This is a genomic window from Pseudoalteromonas amylolytica (assembly GCF_001854605.1).
Lineage (GTDB): Bacteria > Pseudomonadota > Gammaproteobacteria > Enterobacterales > Alteromonadaceae > Pseudoalteromonas > Pseudoalteromonas amylolytica.
Genome location: NZ_MKJU01000025.1, coordinates 148,118 through 167,114, shown reverse-complemented (window position 1 = coordinate 167,114; position 18,997 = coordinate 148,118). Strand labels below are relative to the sequence as shown.

The window sequence follows — 18,997 nt, the reverse complement described above, 5'->3', positions numbered from 1 at the left end:
GATGAAAGGTTTTGTCCATCAGCATGTCGTTGCCCCATTTGAGTTACAAGCGCTATCAGGTGGTGCCAACAGCCGCGTGTATTGTGTTCGTAGTGCATGTGGCCAGTACATACTTAAGCAATTCTTTACTCGCTCAGAAGATTATAAAGAAAAGTGCTTAAGAGAGCTTAATTTTCTTAATATGCTGATGCGCAAGGGTATGCCAAACACAGCAAAAGTGATAGCCCATGACATTGAACTGGGGTTGCTACTGACAACACATTTGTCTGGGGAGAAAATCACCTCACCTACAGCTGAAAATGTAAAAAAAGCGTTCGAGTTTATCGTTGACTGCAACCAGACCTGCGCCCAGCCGCTGCGTTCATTGCCTCAAGCCAAAGATGCAGTAACTACATTACGTGATTTCATCACGTTAGTTGAAAACAGAATAGCCGCTACAGAACAATCAGGTATATCGCCCGCCTATCAAAGGCTCGTAAACACGAAAATCAAACCTTTGTTCGCTGACATTCTTACAACACACAGTCAATTGAATTGGGAGCAGTCTGTTAATTGCGTCCACCTGTCTCCTTCAGATTTTGGTTTTCATAATATTTTACAAGCTCAAGATACACTATACTTTTTTGACTTCGAATATGCGGGCATTGATTCATTATGGAAGCTCACAGCAGACTTTTTTGCACAGCCGCAAATACCTGCGCCAATAGAAAGTATTTCGGTACTCAAAGATATGCCATTGTTTGGTTTCATATCTGAGTTTAAAGAGGAATTTATCTTTGCATATCAACTAACAAGAATTAAGTGGTGCTTCATAATTGGCAGTTGTTTTATCACTCAGGTTCAAAAAAGAAGAGCATTTGCCGATAAAGGTAATGTGCTAGATGAGCATCAAACAATTAAGACGATAGAGCACTACCTTGCACAAACTGCACAACACGTGCAATTAATGACCAAACAGCTTTAAGGACACGCTCGTGAAGTGTATTGTTTGCGAACAAATTTCCAGTAATATTACTCACTCTATCACTGTGAGTAAATCTATTGCCTCTGATTGCCGGCCATTGAACTTCGCCGCACAGATACAGCAGTGCCCCCATTGCAAACATTATCAAAAATACGCAGATGAAACTTATCTGACAAACACACAAAGCATCTATTCCAGCTACGCACCATACGATATCAATCAAGGCAAAGAACAACAAAACTACAGCGCTGATGTCCCTTTTACACGTTGCAGTGAGATTCTGTCTATATGTGCTCCAATGCTCCCCGACACAGCGCGATTTCTAGACATCGGTACTGGCAGCGGTGTAATGCTAGAAGCGGCCACACAAAGCTTTAAGCACTGGCAGTTAAATGCCCATGATGTATCAGATCACCAACAACTCAAGTTACAGGAAAAATATAACCTACACGCGTTTTTTTGCGGTGATCTATCACTAATAAACACAGTGTTTGATGTCGTGACATTAGTTCATGTGCTGGAACATGTTCCTACACCCAACGCATTCCTAGCACAGTTATCGTCACGGTTATCAGAACAAGGTATCGCAATAATTCAAGTGCCAAACATCACTGAAAATGAATGGGACTTTGCCATTTACGATCATGTCTCCCATTTTTCAAAAGAAACGCTAGCTAAGCTGCTCAACAAGCACTTTAAACATGTATTCTTTCCAAGCGCACAGCTGAACAAAGAAATCACCGTGTTGGTCTCAAATTCAATGTCATTTGATTCAAACAAACAAGCATGTAAAGACGAACAAAGTAATCCAATCAAAAAGCTGTCAGAAAAGTTGGACATGTTAGCGCAACTCCCTCAATGTTATGTACTGGGTACAGGGCCTGCTGCCTGCTTTTGTGCACATCTGCTTGATAATAGATTTCTGGGGTGGTTAGATGAAGATCAAAGTAAAATAGGTAAGTTCATGGAGAACAAGCAGATTCTACCTGCTAACCGATTATATAATGCACCCATACTACTCCCTTATCCACGGGCACAAATTGAAAACATTTGTGCCAGATTGCCCGACAATCACTACATATATTAAATGGAACAATCAATATGAAAGCTGCTGTATTATTTAAAACTGGTGAACTACTGACTTTAGTCGACAATTTGGTCGCACCCGAACTGATTAGCGGTCAAGTCAAAGTCGACATCATATACACAGGTTTATGTCACTCTCAGCTCATGGAAGTAAAGGGACTACGTGGTGAAGACAAGTATCTTCCTCATCTGCTCGGCCATGAGGCCGTTGCCAAGGTCAAGGAAATTGGCCCACAAGTAACAAAAGTACAAGTAGGTGACATCGTCGTTTTGGGCTGGATCAAAGGTGAAGGTTTGGATGCACCTGGCGGTATTTACAGCTACCAAGGCACGAAAATAAATGCCGGTGGTGTGACAACATTTTCCCAAGAATCAATTGTCTCAGAGAATAGGGTTGTAAAATTACCCGCTGGTATACCGTACAAATTAGCCATTTTACTTGGCTGTGCACTTCCCACTGGTGCAGGGTTGGTACTCAATCAGCTCAAACCGCAGCACAACGCTAAAATTGCGGTGTTTGGTTTAGGTGGTATCGGTCTCAGTGCACTTATCACCGCTAGACTGTTCAAACCAAACATGCTTATCGCCGTTGATATTGAACCTAAAAAACTTGAGCTAGCCGGTGCGCTCGGCGCAACACACTGCATCAATGCGCAAGATGAGAATTACCTCGAACAAATTGTCGAACTTACGCAAGGTGGATGTGATTACACAATCGAAGCTGGAGGTACATGTAGCTCAATTGAAGATGCCTTCACAGCGGTAAAAGAGCATGGTGGACAATGTATTTTTGCATCTCACCCAGAAGAAGGAGCGACCATACAATTAGAGCCTCACGCATTTCACCGTGGCAAACAAATTATGGGGAGCTGGGGCGGCAGTTCACACCCAGATACTGATATTCCAAAACTCGTAGAGCTGTATAACGAACATAAACTACCGTTTGAAAAGCTACTATCCGACAGCTACAGCTTGGATGAGATAAATCAGGCCTTGCAAGATTTAGATGAGCGTAAAATAACCCGAGCACTCATTGCCGTGAACCCACAACTGGATCCGGATAATGGCTAATGAGTAAAAGCAAAACGCTAATCATAGGTGGTGATGCAGCATTAGGCCGCTACTTGTGTCAACAGGATAATACTTTGCGTTATACATCAAGGCGCAATACACCAGGTGCAATCACGTTTGATTTAGCAAAGCCTGAGCATTTTGACTCTCTTAATCACTTCATTAAGTCGGAACGAATCCAAAACGTGGTCGTGTTAGCAGGCATTACTAGCATAAAGCTGTGTGAACAACAGCGAGAATACAGTGAATTTATCAATGTTGAGCGCACCAAACTATTGTTAGATATGTTACACACCGCGGGTTGTTTTAGTATTTTTCTATCTACAAATCATGTTTTTAGTTGTAACAAGGCTTATACGCCATGGAATGAGCCGTCTTCTCCGTGTTCTGTGTATGGCCGCCAGAAGCACCAAGTAGAGCAGTTTATTCAATCACACGATTTAAATACCATGGTAGTCAGGCCTTCGAAAATACTGACTAAACCATTTCAACTTATTGATAACATGGTAAATACCTTAATACAACAGCAAACGTTTGATGCCTTTGACGACCACTACTTTTCGCCTATTTCAGCACCATTTATCGCGCGCCACATAAACACTATACTTAATAAGCAAACCAGTGGGATTGTTCAAATAAGTGGTGCACAAGATATTTGTTACTACGAGTTTTTAAAAAAGGTGGCTGGCATGCTTAACTTGAATGCAAATTTAATTAACCCAATAAAGGCTGCAACAAAGGGCGTACTAGCAACTAAGTTTGGCACATTGCAGCCATATACCCCTTATCAAGAAACAACGTCAAGTCAGAGTATCGAAGATGCCATCAATGATTACCACTATTTAGGGGAGCGATAATGGCCAAAACAAAAAAGACAGTGCTCGTTGTAGGCAATTTTGACGTCCTACACCCGGGCCATATTCGGTTATTAAAATTTGCCAAAGAGTGTGGCGATCACCTGATTGTAGCGGTAAATGAAGACGACAATATGAGTGTGAAAAGTCGCATATCAGAACGCCACCGCCTCGAAATGGTTCAATCACTAGAATGTGTTGATGAAGCATTTTTAAACGAAGCCGACAGTGTCACCTTAATTAACCAATATCAGCCGTATGCTGTGGTAAAGGGTAAAGAATACGAAGAAAAAGACAACCCAGAATTAGACGCATTAAAAAGCTACGGTGGTAAGCTCATTTTTGGCTCTGGAGAGTTTGAGACCAATGCGGAGCAATTTATTCGCCGAACGCCAAGTATTGGTAAAAACTTCGATTATTCGGAAGCTAAGCGCTACGCCAGTCGCCATAGCATCACTCTAGAATCAGTATTAGAAGCTTTTGACTCAATAAAGCAACTTAACGTGTTGGTCATCGGCGAAGTAATTGTTGATGAATACGTACAAGGTAGCGCCGTGGGCTTATCGCAAGAAGATCCAACTATTGTAATGACGCCCAATAAAACGGATACCTTTTTAGGTGGAGCGGCTATCACAGCGGGACACATCAAGGCCATCGGTGCCAATGAAGTGAGCCTTATTTCAGTACTCGGGGAAGACAGTGCCGCTGACTATGTAACTCAACACATTGATAAATATAATTTGAGTGAACACTTACTGGTTGACAACAGCCGCCCAACTCCGCTCAAAACGCGCTACAGAGCCGGCAATAAAACCCTGCTAAGGGTGAATCAAGTACGCCAACACAAGATTTCCAAAGAGTTACAAAACACCATTATCGATATTGTTAAGTCAAAAGTCTCTAGTCTCGACTTGTTGGTTTTCTCTGACTTTAACTATGGACTGTTACCACAAAGTTTAGTCGATGCTATTACCCTATTGTGCCATGAACACTCAGTAAAAGTAGTCGCTGATAGCCAAACCTCTTCCCAAGTAGGGGATATTTCAAGATATAAAGGTATGGATCTTATTACACCGACCGAGAGAGAGGTTCGAGTCGCACTGAACAACCCTGATGATGGCTTAGTTATACTCGCACAAAAGCTGGCTCGTAAATCTGGTGCCAAAAATATTGTTATCACCTTAGCCGAAGAAGGCATTCTGATCCATTTACCCAACAAAGACTTTAGCAACTGGGAAAATGATAACCTTTCAGCTGTTAACAAGCATGCCGTTGACCCTGCAGGTGCTGGAGATTGCTTTCTTGCAGCCAGCTCACTGGTTATTGCAGCCAACAAAATGCCTTGGCTGGCCTATTACTTAGGAAGCATTGCAGCAGCTTGCCAGGTCGGCGCTGTGGGTAATACTCCTTTAGATTTTAATGTGCTTAAGAAAGCCGTAATTGACTCATTTGAATAAACTATGAAAGCAATACTATTAGCGGCGGGTTTAGGGACGCGCTTGCGTCCACTCACCAACCATATTCCAAAGTGCTTAGTACCAATTGATGGAGAGTGTTTACTTGGTTTGTGGATAGATAAACTCATTCATTTGGGCGTAACTGAAATTCTAATTAACACCCATTATTTCTCACAACAAGTTGAGCAGTATATTGCCAAACACCCTCATCGAGATTTGATAACGCTTGTTTACGAACCTCAATTGCTAGGTACTGGAGGGACATTAATTCAAAATAAGGGGTTTTGGAAAGACGATACATGCTTCGTTATACATGCTGACAACTACTGCCATAGTACACTGACCGATATGCTCCGAGCGCACCAACACAGGCCTAAACACACAGACCTGACTTTGTTGCTATTTCAAACGGAACACCCAAGTAGCTGTGGGATAGTAAAGTTAGATAAACATCAGGTTGTCTGTGAGTTTCACGAAAAGGTCGCTAACCCACCCGGTAACTTAGCTAGCGGTGCACTATTTCTCTTTTCGCCACAAGTCTATGAAAAGTATTTTCGCACTTTGTCTGAACAAAAATTCTATGATCTAAGCTCAGATATTGTGCCTAATATGATTAATGCAATGCTAGGTTGGTGTACAGATGGCCCCTACTTAGATATTGGCACTATGGACAATTACAATAAGGCGCAAGAACTACACCGCCAAAGTGGCGGCACTTAGTTTCGCAGTGACAATACCCAAGTAAAGGATTGTAGCCAAAATAAGACTACAATCCCCAGTCACATTTGGACTCTATGTTGATTGCATAGTCCTCTTTTATTTCTGTGACATAATCAATCCACAGCTGATTTAAGCCTGCGAATTTTTCTAACGTAAATTGCTCATCTTGATAGCTATATAGCAATGTGAGCAGCGGACAATGGTAATACAGCAGTGAGCCTTTAATTAGATGGAACAAGTGTCCTAACGCAGTATCACGATATGCATATACATAACGTTGTTGCCGCTTTAAGTTATCGGCAGCTTGCTCTCTGCTGGTTACAGTTTCATTAGCAATCGATAGAATATTGTCACATAGAGCGTTAAACTTCTCGATAGCTTTATACTGTTCAGTCACCTCATCTACCGGTAGCGAGCTGAAAAAACGTTGCTTGATGCGTTCAACTTCTTCAAGCTTATCTACATCAGACTCAAGATCAATAAGGTCGTCAGCTCGCAGAGGAACCGCATTCGCGATTTTAGCTCCGTTGCCAACATTCATGACACTTGTTACATGATAGTGCTCGATCAACTTTTCCAGCTGCGCATGCGCTATCATAAACAAATCATTAGAGACGACCTCACCACCAAGGTTACCCGGCAATTTCTTGCCCTTAATGGCCATGCTCTTATATCCTTGTGTATCATCATCATTAGACACCTTATAGATACTGTCTTTGCTGTGATGTTGGCCATTTTCAGTTTTTCCATTATCAACACCGAATAGATAAATATTGCGATATCCCATAAATAAGAAATACGACAATGCAGTATTTGCCACAACGGGATTACAGTATGGTATTTTGGGCAGTGTTCTACCCAATGTCTTCAATGAGATAAGATCCATTAACGAAGTCCCTGCCTCGTTACCCTTAACCGCAACTCCGGACCACTTGTAGCGAAAGTTAGTATCAGGGTACAGCATGTTCAAGCCAAGTAGGTTTACCTGCTTGTACTCATGCTCGGGGAGAATTTCACCAAATATTTTGTAATTTTGATAGGGCCTTTCAACTAACACATGAAAGTCAGTCCGAACCCCTTTTTTGTATAATGACGATATAGAGGTGCCAGCAGATACAACAATGGCCTTATCACAATTGTTTTTAATAAATGTTTCAGCTTCATCTAAAGAAGGCCCATTACCGACAATAAAAATGGGGGTGTCATAATCAATATCTTTGCTTTCTTTGACTAATATCGCAGCTTTATTTCTGACATGATGAATACTGTGCGCCAACCCAGTAATGGCATCATTGTAGAAGCCGTGGCCGAACTGAAATCTAAAATAATCCGAACACCATTTTCTAATCAGCGTATTTACATCTGCACCCGGTGTGTGTTGATAACAAAAGCTGCGAACCAAAGAAAATGCACCAATGTCTTCACCAATTTTCTCAACATCTTGTATAAAAGATAGGTGGTCAGCGCCCAAGTGAAAAAACAAACACCCACCTTGTTTGTCTACCTCTTCAATCACTTCGTACCAGTCAGTACAAAACAGGCTAGCAAAAAATTGCTCAAAGTCTGGCTCGATCAAAAATGTGTAGTCAAATTTAGTTCGTTGCATTAATTGAGGTACATGATAGCCAAGACCAATACCAAAAATAATCGCGGTTGGAAATGAGTCTGGTAACGACTTTATCATTTCTTGGCTATCCTCTCGCACTTTTATCATGTAGCGAGTTAGTTTAGTCATATACTTAGTGTGTATACGGCCGTCTTCTTTTTGAGGATAACCAGTGTAGTCTGTCAAACTGTAAACAGGTGATTGTGTTTGAGCTTGGATCTGCTCTTTTGTTTGCTCAATAGGATCTTGACTATAAAGCAATGCAGACATGCCTTTAGGGATAAAGTTTCCGTGACCACTTTTGGTAACATGTAAACAAAAGTCATCCCTAACTTGGAATGATTTAATTGCATTAGCAATGTCTGGATAGTATTTTTCAAAACACTGAACGTTCTTCTCAAACCTTACATTCGCTTCTTCTGCGAACTTGGCCTCTCGCTGCTGATGTTCAAGTGTTTCAGATAAACGCTGATCAAGCGCTTCTATTTGCTTTTCGAGTGAGTCTTGCTTCATTACATCAACCAGCGATGTTAAGTTTGTTTATAGGCGTTGATTTTCTTTTTATTGCCATGCATTTTCGCTAATTCCGATGCCGTTTTGGAACGTTCATCGGAAAGCGTATTAGAGAGCAACTGAATTTTATCTTGAAGGTTTTGTAGTTCAAAAATCAAGGGATCACCTTCTTTTATTCCCTTGTCAAAGATTTGGCGAAGCTGACTATCAAGCGCTCTCATAAGCCCTGCGGCGATATCATGTTCACCATTTCTTACTGCCAGCTCAATCTCATTTAGATGTTCACTAAGAGACTTGCCATTATCCTGCATGCGCATCCGCACCATTTTGGCTTAGTGTTTGCTCTCGTACATCATGTGGAATCGCGTCCCATGCTGATTTAATTTCTTTCAGTAAGGTCGATGTTTCTTCTACAAACTTAGCTTCATTTTGTATACTGGCATCCAGTAACCGATCTAACATGTACGAGTATAGTGCATACAGATTTTCCGTTACTTCACCACCCACGTCAAAGTCTAAACAACCTCTCAGTGCTTCGATTATCGCTGAGGCTTTTGAAATATGCTCAGCCTTTGCTTCAAAGTTACGTTTTTCTATCGCCACCTTAGCTAATACCATTTTTTCAATCGCACCAGCCATCAGCATTTGGATTACTTCGTACCGATCAGCCCCTGCAATTTGCGTTTTCAAGGCTTCTCGTTGATAATTTTTTACTCTCGCATTGTACATAGTAATACCCTCTATGATTTAGCTTTTGTGAAACCTGGCAAATTAGCAAGTTGAGCGCCTAAATACTGCTGAGTCTGTTGCATTTGTGCAAGCAACACATCTAAGCCAGCATATTTCTTACGTAATCGCTCTTCCAGTGATGCCATTCGATATTCATGATTTGCAATATCATCTTCAAGATCATCTAACTGACCATTTAAGTTAGTCTCACGTTCTTTAATCAGGCCACCCGAATCGATATAGCCACTAAGTAACGTCTCAAGTTGTGACGCCACCCCTCCCTCTCCAGCAAAAGCCGTGCCAATATCATCGAAGTTACTGTCCATTGCTTCACTTAGACTTCGTACCAAGGAGGTTTTTTGCAAGTAGCCTTCTTTATCAACACTGATACCAATGTCAAAAATAGATTCAAAAGGCCCTGCATCGGTTAGTGGGGTAGAAAGGGTATTAACCAACTGACCGCTTAATGAACGCATTGACGCATCACCGTTAAGTGGTTTGCCAATTCGAGTTTGAAAACCAATATTACCAATTAGGTTGTTGTAGGCTGTAACAAACTCATCAATCATCTTATTGACTGACTCTCGGTCATATTCAACGCTCAGTTTCGCTTCATCATAGATGCCTGCTCCAGCCGTTTGTTCACTTTCAGCCAAAGCTTTGATGGTCATATCCTGAACGGCATCTTCAAAAGTGTTCGTGTCACTGTTTACCGTTAACCCATCGACCAAGATAATTGCATCTTGTGCTGATTGCTCTGATGTCATACCACCAGCACCGCCGGCAAAAGCAGTTGTACTGATAGCATCCAGCTCTGCGGTATCTGAGGTCACAGTAAGATCATTAGTATCACCCGTTACGTTCGAGGTTAACACTAACTTAGAACCTACAGCAGGATCACCGGTGTTCACAATGTTTGCTGTTACGCCAAAGTTATCTGACGAGCTATTGATCGCATCTCTAAGCTCAGACAACGTAGCTCCAGCGTCTAGCGTTAGAGAAAAAGAGTTGTCAGCACCAGCGCCGAAGGTAAGAGTACCTCCAGATGCAGTTACCACATCATCTACAGAAGAAAATGCGGCGTCCGCAGAAACCAACCGACTACCTTGTGCAAGTTGTTGCACTGCAATATCAAAAGTACCGACTGATATATCAGAAGTCGGTGTAACACTAATGATATCTCCTGTAGAGGGCTGTGTTATATTAGCAACACGTTTACCGAAGTTGTCGGGATCAGCTAATTTCTCAACGATGTCCTGCAATTTAGACATGGCCGATTTAACTTCGCCTATTGCCGATAACTCAACCTGAAGCGACTCCTCTTTTTTCATAAAAGAAAGCATTTTCGGGCGATTTTCCGCATCAACTGACGCCTTGATAATACTCTCTAAATCAAGACCTGAGCCGATACCTGCAGATGTAATAAGTGGCATAAACGACCTCCAACTCCAATAATACTAGGCTGTTCTGTCGAACAAAAAGCCCTTTCCATTTAACTTATCGGCAAATTCGTCCAAAGCTTTAGCTACCGCTCTAAACTCTTCCGACGGGATTTCCCTAATCACCTTATCATTATCTCTATCAATCACCCGAATAAACGGAGGATCACCATCTTCATCAAACTCAAACGACAAGTTTGTTGAAGTCACAGGTATAAACTCATTGAGCTTTTCAAGGTTTTGCTTCACCTCGTCCACAAGTTGCTGCCTGTTTTTTTGAGTATCCAGTTGCGAACCTTCTTCCCCAGCTGCTTCCTTTTCAGACTTAGATGGTTTTTCAATCGCACGCGCCGACTCTTGATTTTTCACTTCATTCAGTTGAGATGAAGGAGAAGTCAAAACATTGGCTACTAGATTTGAAGAGTCAAAATCTTTCATTGAACACCTCCTAGACCCTATACATTATAGCATACGCCAAATCCGGATACCTTGCATCCGGACTGGCTGTATACTTCAAGCTAAATTAACCTAATAGCGACAATGCTACTTGAGGTCTTTGGTTAGCTTGACTCAAGATCGAGCTACTAGCTTGCTGCAAGATTTGCATCTTAGTTAGCATTGCTGTTTCTTGTGCAAAGTCAGTGTCTTTGATTCGTGAACGTGCAGATTCTAAGTTCTCAGAAACGTTTGATTGGTTACGAATTGTAGACTGGAATCGGTTCTGCACCGCACCTAGCTCAGCACGTTTCTTATCAACAACTGCGATAAGTTGGTCCATACCAGCGAGCACTGCTTGTGCGTTTGCTTGCGAAGACACAGAGATGCCACTTGCAGTGAATACGCCAGAAAAAGAAGCATTGTCCGCCGATGCACCAACCACAGTACTGATAGTACCCGCTACGGCACTTAATGATGCACCTGTAACTGAACTCGCAATCCCCGCGATACCAGAGAGAGTAAAGCCATTGTTTGCTGTTAATGAGTTGGCCGTGCCACCCACGTTTTGCATACTAAAGCCGATTGTTTGGATAGCATCAGCACCAACTTGGAAGTTAGCGTCATAAGTACCGTCCAATAAGTTTTGACCACCAAAGGTTGTATCCGCTGCGACACGGTTTACCTCTGAAGAAAGAGAACGGATCTCTTCTTGAATTGCCAAACGGTCTTCATCAGTGTTTGAACCATTAGATGCCTGTTGCGCTAGCGTACGAATACGCTGAAACATTGATGTTGTCTCGTCAAGCGCACCTTCAGCAGTTTGCGCAAGAGAAATACCATCATTAGCATTTCGAACACCTTGGTTCAGACCATTGATCTGGCCTGTTAAACGGTTCGAGATTTGCATCCCCGCCGCGTCATCTTTCGCACTGTTGATTCTGAAGCCAGATGACAATCTTTTAAAAGATGTATCAAGCGACAGAGCTGAGTTATTCAGCTGTCTTTGTGCGTTCAATGAACTCACATTTGTATTTACATATAAAGCCATAATAGCCTCCGCTTCTTTGTTGGATTGGTGAGTAACGGGATACCCCTACCCTGTTACACCCAAGTTAGAGTCCTAGATTTATAGTTCTCTAAGTCAACTATCGGCTTATGAAGCGGAAGCTTTAGCTTTATTTGTAATTTTTTTTAATTTTATCCTTGTAGCAAGCTCAATGCTGCCTGAGGTCTTTGATTTGCTTGACCTAATATTGTTTGGCTTGCTTGTTGTAAAATTTGGTTTTTAGTCAATTTTGCCGTCTCTAACGCAAAATCTGCATCTTTAATTCGTGATTTCGCAGCTTCTAAGTTCTCAGAAACGTTTGACTGGTTTCGGATAGTAGATTGGAAACGGTTTTGCACAGCACCAAGCTCTGCACGCTTTTTATCTACCACGGCAATCATAGCATCCATCCCCGCTAATACGGCCTGTGCATTTGCCTGTGATGACACTGAGATACCACCTGCGGTAAAGACGTTCGAGAATTCTGCAGCATCTGCCGGTTGACCGACAACATTACTAATGGTTCCAGCAGTTGCACTAAGTGAAGCGCCCGATACGCCACTTGCAACGCCCGCCACACCTGACAATGTAAAACCATTGTTGGCAACCATGCTATTTGCAGTAGCGCCCACATATTGCATACTAAAGCCAATGGTCTGGATAGCATCAGCACCCACTTGGAAGTTAGCAGAGTAAGAGCCATCCAATAAGTTTTGACCACCAAAGGTTGTATCGGAAGCAACGCGGTTTACCTCGGCTGCTAATTGGCGAATTTCTTCTTGAATTGCCAATCTATCTTCATCCGTATTCGAACCGTTCGCAGCTTGTTGCGATAAGGTACGTATACGCTGAAACATGTTTGTGATTTCATCCATCGCACCCTCAGCGGTCTGCGCTAATGAAATACCATCGTTGGCGTTTCGGTTACCTTGGTTTAGACCATTGATCTGTGACATTAGACGGTCAGAAATTTGTAGACCCGCAGCATCATCAGCGGCACTGTTAATACGTAAACCTGAAGATAAACGTTTGAATGACGTATCCAATTCATTGCTTGAATTAGATAGCTGTCTTTGTGCATTCAATGCACTGACATTAGTGTTAACAAATAAAGCCATAACTCATTCTCTCTTTACTAACTCGAACCAACAAATGGGTCCATAAGTTCAAATCGAATACAAGGCGGCATTTTTGTCTATCGCGTTTACTTTAGACGGGGCCAAAAATTGCCGCTTTGCGCATAGAAAAACTTCTTATGTGAGTTAAAGCAAAACATGGGCCAACTTGTTTAAGTGGCAGAATAGTTTATTCAAGGCGAGAAAAAAGGGGCTGTATAGCCCCTTTTAAAAGTTTGAGAGTGAGTGTCAATAAATTAGCATAAACATTGGCATAGCTTATGCCTATAAATACTTGTTCATTGAATTTGTGAACAAACTTGGATTTAAAGTACTCCGCTTTTTTGTCCAAACACGGTGTCCGCGTTAATACCCCATTAAGCGCGGACACCCCTTCTAATCTATTCCCTATTATCCTAGTAGACTTAAAGCAGCCTGTGGACGTTGGTTAGCTTGGCTCAAGATTGTTTGGCTAGCTTGTTGTAAGATTTGCATCTTAGTTAGGTTTGCCGTTTCTTGTGCGAAGTCTGTATCTTTGATACGAGATTTAGCAGCCGATAAGTTCTCAGAGATATTTGACTGGTTACGAATCGTTGATTGGAAACGGTTTTGTACAGCACCTAGCTCAGCACGTTTCTTGTCTACTACAGCGATTAACTGGTCCATACCTGCAAGTACTGCTTGAGCATTTGCTTGTGAAGATACAGAAATACCGCCCGCTGTGAATACGCTAGAGAACGCTGCCGCATCAGCTGATTGGCCAACTACATTACTGATAGTACCCGCTGTTGCACTTAATGATGCACCTGTCACAGCACTGGCAATACCTGCAATACCTGATAATGTGAAACCGTTGTTGGCAACTAGCGAGTTAGCTGTACCACCTACGTTCTGCATACTAAAACCAATGGTTTGAATCGCATCAGCACCAACTTGGAAGTTTGCCGCATAAGAACCATCTAAAAGGTTTTGACCACCAAAGGTTGTATCAGCAGCAACACGGTTAACCTCTGAAGATAGAGAACGGATCTCTTCTTGGATTGCTAAACGGTCTTCATCAGTGTTTGAACCATTCGCCGCTTGTTGTGAAAGTGTACGAATACGTTGGAACATTGATGTAACTTCGTCCATCGCACCTTCAGCAGTTTGTGCTAGCGAGATACCGTCGTTTGCGTTACGGTTACCTTGGTTAAGACCATTGATCTGTGAAGTCAAACGGTCAGCGATTTGTAGACCTGCTGCATCATCAGCTGCGCTGTTGATACGGAAGCCTGAAGATAGACGCTTAAATGATGTATCTAAAGCGTTACCTGAATTGTTTAATTGTCTTTGTGCGTTCAACGAACTTACGTTAGTATTTACATAAAGTGCCATGATAGTTCTCCCAATGTAAACTTTCGGTTTACTCTCAAACTTATAACTTTAAGCCTTCAATTTAATTTTTAATCTCTGGCTCGGTTACTTAAGTTATCGGAAGCCAAAAAAAATCCTTTAGTATTTTTTTTAAAAAAATAATAACCAGCTGAATTTAAATAGAAAACAACCAGCGCTGTGAATTAATTGGTAGAAATGACATTTGTAGCTTAACTGTGAGATACAGAATTATTAATAAATAAAAAACAAACAGTTATAGGTTTAAAGCGGGGAAAACAACGTGAAAGAATAAGAAGCTGCCAAAGTTTTGGCAGCCTCAATTTAACGAATATAGTCTAATAAGGATAGATTGGATAAGCGGCCAAATGTTGCCTGTGATGCTTGAAGTGCCGTTTCGTGTTTAGTTAACTCAGTGATTGCTTCGGCCATATCTAGTTCTACTAAGTTTGCTTTAGACAATTTATTGTTAATGTCTAGGTCTGAATTCGCCGCTTCAATTCGTTTAGTTGTGTTTAAACGCCCACCCAATACAGACTGTGTTTGCGATACTAAATTTTTAGCGTTATCCAGACCAACCGTCGCATCAGCGAGAGCCTGCTTATATTGTTCTTGGTCCAAGCTTGTATCCGTCAAGGTGTTGACCAAGTCGTCAAGCGTATTTAACACATTTTGTTTCTGCGGTGCTTCTAGATCGAAGTCAATACTTGCAGGGGCCCCCGTAAATGTGACTTCAAAGCCGTTAACAGAGACTTTATTACCAGAAAACGTACCTGAATCAATGGTTGTTCCGCCAACTTGCAAATCAAACGTGGTGGCTGATGTAAAGTTGATGGTTACCGTGTTGGCATTCGCTGGTGCAGTAGGGTCCGCGTTATAGTTAGTTCGGTGAAAAGTATCAAATGCCCCTTGCTCCTGAACATACACGGTGCTTGTTGCAGGCACAATCGTTGTTTGGTCCACATCGAGACGCTTGCTTGCCTTTTCAAACACATCAAAACCATTATCACTGGATTTAATGCTCACCCCTTCAGCTACTTTAATACTGTGTTGACCTTGATCGCCTTGATACTCGTAACGTCCGGTACCACTGTTGTAAACATATGCCTGCTTGCTATCTTGATAACCGGCAAATATAAACCCACCATCTTCGGATTTCGCATTCATCAACTCAAAAATTGACTCTTTTAGAGAGCTAATCTCCGCAGCGACCCCTTCTCTATCAGCATCAGACAGCGCACCGTTACCTGCTTGCACAGTCAACGTTTGCGCTTTCGCAATCGCGCCTTTGATATTTTCTAAGACACTTTCTTCCATTTCTAGACGACTACTTAGCATGGAAGAGCTTTTCGCAAATTGCTCGTTAGATTGGATCTTATCTGTGTATAGCATTGAGCTGGCAATCGCAGAGGGATCATCTGAAGCTGTGAGTACCCGCTTTTGCGTGTTAACTTGCTGCTGAGCCCTGTTCACTTCCTGCTGATTGTTCAAAATCGTGTTCAGGTTATTTCTGAACATTAAATTGTTAGATAATCGCATGATTAATTACCTCGCCGCACTGAGTAGCGTATCAAATATGGTACGCGCCGCAGATATTATCTGCGCTGATGCTGAATAAGATTGTTGAAAGCGTAGTAAGTTGGCTGCTTCTTCATCTAAGTTTACACCCGATATGGACTCGAACCAGGTCTCAGACTGCGTTGCTAGCGCATCAAAAGCAGCGCCATTAGTTTTAGCTTGATTAGCAATCACCCCAATTTCAGTGACCAAACCTGCGTATGACTCATTAAATGTTTTCAAATTATCTGCACTGGCTATCACACCTTGGCGAACTAGTTCTGTATCTTTCAATTGACTCAAAGCCAAACCATTTCGGTTATCATCAAAACCATCGGTATTTATATCAATGGTAAATACATCACCTGTAGCAGGCTGCCCTGAAATGTCGAAGTCAAAACCATAGCTATCATAAGGCGCACCAGCTTGGTTAAGAACCCCATTACCCGGTGGCGTAATGGTAATTAAGTTCGTACCATTGCCATCATTGATTTGATACTGGTTTGCCACTGCCGTTTTGGTAATAGTGATCTGCCCTTGTGTCAGTGTGATCGGCGGACTCGAAAAGTTACTCGTCGCGCCAGTGTCTGTTACCGTGCCAGCAGAGATGCTTGCCGTACTAATATTGTTCGCGCTCACTTGTGTTCTGATTGGCGAAGCTAGCGCCAAATGCTCTGGTCGCTGTGTCGCCATATCAAGCGAACCCGCAGCGATTGAGTTGAGTTTAACCACATAACTGTCGCCCGCAACCGGTGCACCGGTGACTGTCATATCTAAACCGAAAGATTCACCAGAAGTAATAGTACCCGAGTTAATTGCCCCTGCCGTTACATTCGCAGTTGACGGTGTACCAATGACGTTCCCCTTACTATCTATTGCTGCGATTTCAACAGTCGTTGCAGTTAGAAAAGTTACTTGGAAATCAGTTGCTGGTAATGAGTTACCCAAACCCGACTCTAACGTCGCATTCACCACACCCGTACCGGTATTATCCGAAAACGCATAGCCTTGGACTGTCGGTATATTAAAAATATCACCACCAAAGTTGCCATCTAAATCCATACCTAAGGCATTTTGCTGATTAAATGCATCCGCGATTGAAATACCAATTTGACCCAGCTGGTTTTGTGCCGGTTGTAGGATTTCATCACGAAACGCCAACAGGCCACCAATTTTTCCTTTCAGCGAGCTAAGATCTACCTCCAACGCTATGGCGGTGCCGCCATTTACGTCTAGCTTCAAATCTTTCACGTTTGGATCTGGGTCACCATCCAGTGCAAACGCATTGAACGTACCATTTTCCATCACAAGGGACTGACCAGAACCCAAAAAGATGAGTTTTTCACCGTTTGGGCCATCCAATGTTTCAATATCAACTAACTCTGATAAGTCTCGAATCGCTTGATCTCGTTCATTTAAAACTGAAAGTGCTACAGTTCGGTCATCACTGGTATGCGTTGACGCAACTTTATTATTTAGTTCACTGATCTTCTCAATCAAACTGTTCGCTTCATCGGTGTACAAGCTGAGTTGCTCGTTAACGACGCTCTTTTGGTCAAACACGATATTCGACAAACGATGCATTTGCTGAACAAGTCCCTCGGCAGAGTTCATGAACAAAGAACGAGATACGGTAGATGCCGGCTGGTTCATTGACTCTTGCAAGCTATTAAACATATTGTTTATGCTTGTGCTCAAGCTATTTGACTCCTCTGCGAACAAAGTATCTATGCGAGAAGACTCTGTCACAAATTGATCATAATACGCTTTGTTTGAGGTATCACGGTTAAGTTGTTTAACTGCAAATTCATTGATCAACCTTACGGTTTCACCACGCCCAACCAAATTGCCCACGGTTGTCGCATGCTCTGTACGTTCGCGAATATAGCCTTTCGTATTAAGGTTTGAGATGTTTCTACTGGTGGTTTGCAGTAACTCCGTGCTGGCACGAACGCCGCTGGTACCAATATGCATTAAATCGAATGACATCTTAGTTTACTCCTTGACGAATAAGCGATGTCAGCATTTGCTTGAACTCGCCACGCTGTAACACACTTTTAATTTTTTGCGCATAATTTGGATCTGTCGCGTACCCTGCTTGCTGCAACGCATCCAAGTACTGAGCCGGTTGTTTCACTTTTTTCAGTGCCTCTTGATAACGAGGGTTACTTTGTAAAAACTCGATGTAGTCATTAATACTCTCTTTAACAGAATCATACGCTCTGAAGTTTGCTTGTTTTTGCACTGGCAAACCTTGTTCAAATTCCAAAGTCAACTTTCTGGCGCTTTCGCCCTGCCAAGACTTATCGGACTTGATGTTGAATAAATTAAAACTGCTAGAGCCATCTTGTTTGGCTATCACGTGTTTGCCCCAACCAGTTTCAAGCGCCGCTTGAGCGATCATAACCGCAGGATTTAGACCTATTTTTTCAGCAGCTTCTTTTGCATGGTCCCACATCGCTGTAATGAATGATGCGGGATCATCAAAGCTACCTTGTGGCGTGTCTTGCCCAGTTTTATCACTCTTTTCAACGGCATCTGTAGCCACGCTTAATGGAGCTTGACCACTTGCGATTTTGTCACTTTGCAACTCAGCGTTTGTACGTAATACAGAAGCAGGGGTATAGCCTTCACTATTTGGCGATAGTTGTTGCACTATCAAGTCTGCCAACCCAAGGCTGCCTTTGCCTGAGAGCTCAATCGATAGTTGCTGGTCATGCATTTCTTCAAAGAACTTCACGCTACTTGAATTAAATGGACTGTCTTTGTCTTCTAATACTTCGTTGGCTTTACGCATACTCTTTAGCAGCATCTGCGTAAAAATGGATTCAAACTGTTGGGCAGCCTTTTTTAACGCGTCATTCGATGCCTTTTGATCTGAAGCACTTTTTAAAGCATCCTGACGTAGAGAATCTAGGTTCCCCAAATCAAAAAAGTTCTGCTTGTCTAACTGATTGGTATTCATCTGCTCAACGACACAAAATAAAAATTCATAGTTAAATAAATGCAAGAAGCGAGCCAAAAAAAAGCCT

Annotated in this window: 17 protein-coding genes; 6 read left to right on the top strand and 11 right to left on the bottom strand. The window is 42.3% G+C overall.

The window, feature by feature from the left end; genetic code table 11:
- Position 1 precedes the first annotated feature (1 nt).
- The 6 genes from BET10_RS07210 to BET10_RS07185 are packed head-to-tail and all read left to right on the top strand — an operon-like array spanning position 2 to position 6,152.
- Positions 2-964 (top strand): phosphotransferase, encoded by a 963-nt coding sequence (locus BET10_RS07210; RefSeq protein ID WP_070984460.1) that lies wholly within the window; start codon positions 2-4, stop codon positions 962-964.
- A gap of 10 nt (positions 965-974) precedes the next feature.
- Positions 975-2,051, top strand: coding sequence for a class I SAM-dependent methyltransferase (locus BET10_RS07205; protein WP_070984458.1), 1,077 nt, complete (start codon positions 975-977; stop codon positions 2,049-2,051).
- A gap of 14 nt (positions 2,052-2,065) precedes the next feature.
- A complete protein-coding gene (locus BET10_RS07200) occupies positions 2,066-3,121 on the top strand; it encodes a zinc-binding dehydrogenase (protein ID WP_070984456.1) in 1,056 nt (351 codons plus the stop codon).
- Positions 3,121-3,978: a sugar nucleotide-binding protein gene (locus BET10_RS07195; RefSeq protein ID WP_070984454.1), complete on the top strand. Its 858-nt coding sequence runs from the start codon at positions 3,121-3,123 to the stop codon at positions 3,976-3,978. The genes BET10_RS07200 and BET10_RS07195 overlap by 1 nt, the downstream gene beginning before the upstream one ends.
- Entirely contained in the window at positions 3,978-5,432 is a 1,455-nt protein-coding gene (locus BET10_RS07190; protein ID WP_070984451.1) for a PfkB family carbohydrate kinase, read from the top strand. The genes BET10_RS07195 and BET10_RS07190 overlap by 1 nt, the downstream gene beginning before the upstream one ends.
- Positions 5,433-5,435: 3 nt before the next feature.
- Positions 5,436-6,152, top strand: a complete 717-nt coding sequence (locus BET10_RS07185; RefSeq protein ID WP_070984449.1) for a nucleotidyltransferase family protein — start codon at positions 5,436-5,438, stop codon at positions 6,150-6,152.
- 46 nt (positions 6,153-6,198) lie between these two features.
- Here the strand turns inward: BET10_RS07185 and BET10_RS07180 are convergent, their stop codons facing one another.
- The 11 genes from BET10_RS07180 to flgJ all read right to left on the bottom strand — a co-directional run bounded on the left by BET10_RS07180 (position 6,199) and on the right by flgJ (position 18,930).
- Positions 6,199-8,271, bottom strand: coding sequence for a motility associated factor glycosyltransferase family protein (locus BET10_RS07180; protein ID WP_070984447.1), 2,073 nt, complete (start codon positions 8,269-8,271; stop codon positions 6,199-6,201).
- A gap of 17 nt (positions 8,272-8,288) precedes the next feature.
- Positions 8,289-8,582 (bottom strand): hypothetical protein, encoded by a 294-nt coding sequence (locus BET10_RS07175; protein WP_070984445.1) that lies wholly within the window; start codon positions 8,580-8,582, stop codon positions 8,289-8,291.
- Positions 8,572-9,000, bottom strand: coding sequence for a flagellar export chaperone FliS (gene fliS, locus BET10_RS07170; protein ID WP_070984443.1), 429 nt, complete (start codon positions 8,998-9,000; stop codon positions 8,572-8,574). The genes BET10_RS07175 and fliS overlap by 11 nt, the downstream gene beginning before the upstream one ends.
- An 11-nt stretch (positions 9,001-9,011) precedes the next feature.
- Complete coding sequence (fliD, locus tag BET10_RS07165) at positions 9,012-10,433, bottom strand: flagellar filament capping protein FliD (RefSeq protein WP_070984440.1); 1,422 nt, start codon at positions 10,431-10,433, stop codon at positions 9,012-9,014.
- Between the two features lie 24 nt (positions 10,434-10,457).
- On the bottom strand, positions 10,458-10,877 hold the full coding sequence (locus BET10_RS07160) for a flagellar protein FlaG (protein WP_070984439.1): 420 nt from the start codon (positions 10,875-10,877) through the stop codon (positions 10,458-10,460).
- An 85-nt stretch (positions 10,878-10,962) separates the two neighbouring features.
- The gene (locus tag BET10_RS07155) at positions 10,963-11,925 is read right to left on the bottom strand and encodes a flagellin N-terminal helical domain-containing protein (protein ID WP_070984437.1); all 963 of its coding nucleotides are present in this window, start codon (positions 11,923-11,925) and stop codon (positions 10,963-10,965) included.
- A 149-nt stretch (positions 11,926-12,074) separates the two neighbouring features.
- A complete protein-coding gene (locus tag BET10_RS07150) occupies positions 12,075-13,040 on the bottom strand; it encodes a flagellin N-terminal helical domain-containing protein (RefSeq protein ID WP_070984434.1) in 966 nt (321 codons plus the stop codon).
- A gap of 408 nt (positions 13,041-13,448) precedes the next feature.
- The gene (locus BET10_RS07145; RefSeq protein WP_070984432.1) at positions 13,449-14,411 is read right to left on the bottom strand and encodes a flagellin N-terminal helical domain-containing protein; all 963 of its coding nucleotides are present in this window, start codon (positions 14,409-14,411) and stop codon (positions 13,449-13,451) included.
- A gap of 321 nt (positions 14,412-14,732) precedes the next feature.
- Positions 14,733-15,947: a flagellar hook-associated protein FlgL gene (flgL, locus tag BET10_RS07140; protein ID WP_070984429.1), complete on the bottom strand. Its 1,215-nt coding sequence runs from the start codon at positions 15,945-15,947 to the stop codon at positions 14,733-14,735.
- Positions 15,948-15,953: 6 nt separating this feature from the next.
- Positions 15,954-17,954, bottom strand: a complete 2,001-nt coding sequence (gene flgK / locus BET10_RS07135) for a flagellar hook-associated protein FlgK (protein ID WP_070984427.1) — start codon at positions 17,952-17,954, stop codon at positions 15,954-15,956.
- Position 17,955: 1 nt separating this feature from the next.
- On the bottom strand, positions 17,956-18,930 hold the full coding sequence (flgJ, locus tag BET10_RS07130) for a flagellar assembly peptidoglycan hydrolase FlgJ (protein ID WP_070985571.1): 975 nt from the start codon (positions 18,928-18,930) through the stop codon (positions 17,956-17,958).
- Positions 18,931-18,997 lie beyond the last annotated feature (67 nt).